3 protein-coding genes and 1 pseudogene are annotated in these 2,737 nt (G+C 66.6%); all 4 read right to left on the bottom strand.

The window, feature by feature from the left end:
- Positions 1-392 (bottom strand): annotated as a pseudogene (locus tag EDD54_RS00115) (carbohydrate ABC transporter substrate-binding protein); the annotation flags it as partial.
- A gap of 146 nt (positions 393-538) precedes the next feature.
- Positions 539-820 (bottom strand): DUF2160 domain-containing protein, encoded by a 282-nt coding sequence (locus EDD54_RS00110; protein ID WP_126542093.1) that lies wholly within the window; start codon positions 818-820, stop codon positions 539-541.
- Positions 821-1,068: 248 nt separating this feature from the next.
- The gene (locus EDD54_RS00105) at positions 1,069-1,941 is read right to left on the bottom strand and encodes a carbohydrate ABC transporter permease (protein WP_126542091.1); all 873 of its coding nucleotides are present in this window, start codon (positions 1,939-1,941) and stop codon (positions 1,069-1,071) included.
- A gap of 4 nt (positions 1,942-1,945) precedes the next feature.
- The coding region (locus EDD54_RS00100; protein WP_133673930.1) for a carbohydrate ABC transporter permease at positions 1,946-2,737 on the bottom strand (792 nt) is incomplete at its 5' end.

The following is a 2,737-nucleotide window of genomic DNA, read 5'->3' as shown; positions in this document are numbered from 1 at the left end:
CGCCAGTGCGTGCCGATCAGGTCGCTGTCGTTGACATAGGCGTCGTAGATGTTCTCGCCCGACTGCATCTGGGTCTGCAGCTTCTCGACGACGTCGCCCTCGCCGATCAGGTCGTGGGTCACCTTGATGCCGGTGATCTCCTCGAACGCCTTGGCGAGCACCTTCGACTCGTAGTCGTGGGTCGTGATCGTCTCGGAGACGACCTTGATCTCCATGCCCTTGAACGGCTCGGCCGCCTTGATGAACCACTCCATCTCCTTGAGCTGGTCCTCCTTGGACAGGCTCGAGGGCTGGAACTCCCCGTCGATCCACTTCTTGGCCGCCTCGATGTCGGCGAAGGCCGGCGAGGCCAGCACCGACAGCGCCGCGGTTGCGAGCAGAAGCTTCTTCATACCGTTTCTCCTCCCATTTGCGCCCGCCGGAGCGGACGGTCAGGTTCCCCCGGAACCCGGCCCGTGGCGGACCGGTCTCCCGTTCTCCATCGCCCCGCCCGCCGGCTCTCCCGTCCGGCGACGCGGCGCGTAGATCCCTTGCCGCCTCACACGAGGCGGAACACCGCGATCGCCCAGGCGACCGACAGGGCCGTCGCCCACCAGAGATCCGGCCCGACGAGGCCGAGCCAGGCGAGGTGGACGAACGCCGACCCGAGCAGCGAGATGAACAGCCGGTCGCCGCGCGTCGTCTCGAAGCGCAGGATCCCGACCCGCGGCGAGCCACCCGGCACCGCCCACTCCCACGCGCCCATCCCCGCGATCAGCGTCGCGATCACCACGAAGAAGATCGCCGTCGGCCACGTCCAAGCCATCCAGGAAAAGTCCATCGTTCAAGCTCCGAGACGTGTACGAAGTTGGTTGCCGCGCGCCCCCTCTCCCTGTCCCTCCCCCTCGAGGGGGGAGGGGACCATGGGGAAGCCGATCGCGAACAGGTGGGGGCTTCGATCGCGGCCCCGGCGGCACGGCGTGCCGTGCGGGCCCGATGCGGAACCCTGCCACCGCGTCCCCTCCCCCCTGGAGGGGGAGGGACAGGGAGAGGGGGCCACCGCCGCCACCCGGCCGAAGGATAGCACCATCACACCCTCCCCAGGGCGAAGCCCTTGGCGATGTAGTTGCGCACGAACCAGATCACGAGCGCGCCCGGGATGATCGTCAGCACACCGGCGGCACAGAGGACGCCGTAGTCGAGGCCGGTCGCCGAGGAGGTCCGGGTCATCGCCGCCGCGATCGGCTTGGCCGCCGTGGTCGTCAGCGTGCGGGCGATCAGCAGTTCGACCCAGGAGAACATGAAGCAGAAGAAGGCAGCGACGCCGATGCCGGACGCGATCAGCGGCGTGAAGATCTTCACGAAGAACGTCGGGAACGAGTAGCCGTCGACATAGGCGGTCTCGTCGATCTCCTTCGGCACGCCCGACATGAAACCTTCCAGGATCCACACCGCCAGCGGCACGTTGAACAGGCAGTGCGCGATCGCGACCGCGATGTGCGTGTCGATCAGGCCGAAGGCCGAGTAGAGCTGGAAGAACGGCAGCACAAAGACCGCCGGCGGCGCCATCCGGTTGGTCAGCAGCCAGAAGAACAGGTGCTTGTCGCCGAGGAAGCGGTAGCGCGAGAAGGCGTAGGCCGCCGGCAGCGCCACCGCCACCGCGATGACCATGTTCATGACCACGTAGGTCATCGAGTTGACGTAGGTCATGTACCAGGTCGGATCGCCGAAGATGACGCGGAAGTTCTGCAGCGTCGGCGCCTGCGGCAGCAGGGAGAACCGGTTCATGATCTCTTCGTTGGTCTTCAGGCTGAGTGCGACCAGCCAGTAGACCGGCACCAGCAGGAAGGCGACGAACAGCACGGGCACGAGGGCGGACGGCCTGAACCCGCTGCGGGCGCCGGCCCGGCGGCCGGCGTCGGGGCGAACGCCCTCGGCCGCCTTGGAGGTGAGCGTCGTCATCGGGTCAGCTCCTCTTGTCGGCGGTCGCGTGGGTGGTGACGGTGAAGAACACCCAGGACACCAACAGCACGATCAGGAAGTAGATGATCGACATCGCGGCGGCCGGGCCGAGGTCGAACTGGCCGACGGCGGTCTTCACGAGGTCGATCGACAGGAACGTCGTCGACGAACCGGGGCCGCCGCCGGTGACGACGAAGGGCTCGGTGTAGATCATGAAGCTGTCCATGAACCGCAGCAGCACGGCAATCTGCAGCACCCGGCCCATCTTGGGGAACTGGATGTAGCGGAACACGGCCCAGCGCGAGGCACCGTCGATCTTGGCCGCCTGATAATAGGCGTCCGGGATCGAGACGAGGCCGGCATAGGCGAGCAGCACCACGAGGCTGGTCCAGTGCCAGACGTCCATCAGGATCACGGTGACCCAGGCGTCGAACGGATCCTGGCCGTAGTTGTAGTCCCAGCCGATCGCGTTCATGGCCCGGCCGAACAGGCCGATGTCGCCGCGTCCGAACACCTGCCAGATCGTGCCGACCACGTTCCACGGGATCAGGAGCGGCAGCGACATGGTGACGAGGCAGGCCGAGACGCCCCAGCCCTTCTTCGGCATCGTCAGGGCCACCGCGATCCCGAGCGGGATCTCGATCGCCAGCACGATCGCCGAGAAGATCAGGTTGCGCATCAGGGCCTGATGGAAGCGTTCCGAGGCGAGCACCTCCTCGAACCACTGTGTCCCCGCCCAGAAGAACTCGTTGTTCCCGAAGGTGTCCTGGACGGAGTAGTTGACCACCGTCATCAG

Source organism: Oharaeibacter diazotrophicus (genome assembly GCF_004362745.1).
GTDB lineage: Bacteria > Pseudomonadota > Alphaproteobacteria > Rhizobiales > Pleomorphomonadaceae > Oharaeibacter > Oharaeibacter diazotrophicus.
Note: the sequence above shows the minus strand (reverse complement) of the source record. Positions and strands in the feature narration are given on the sequence as shown.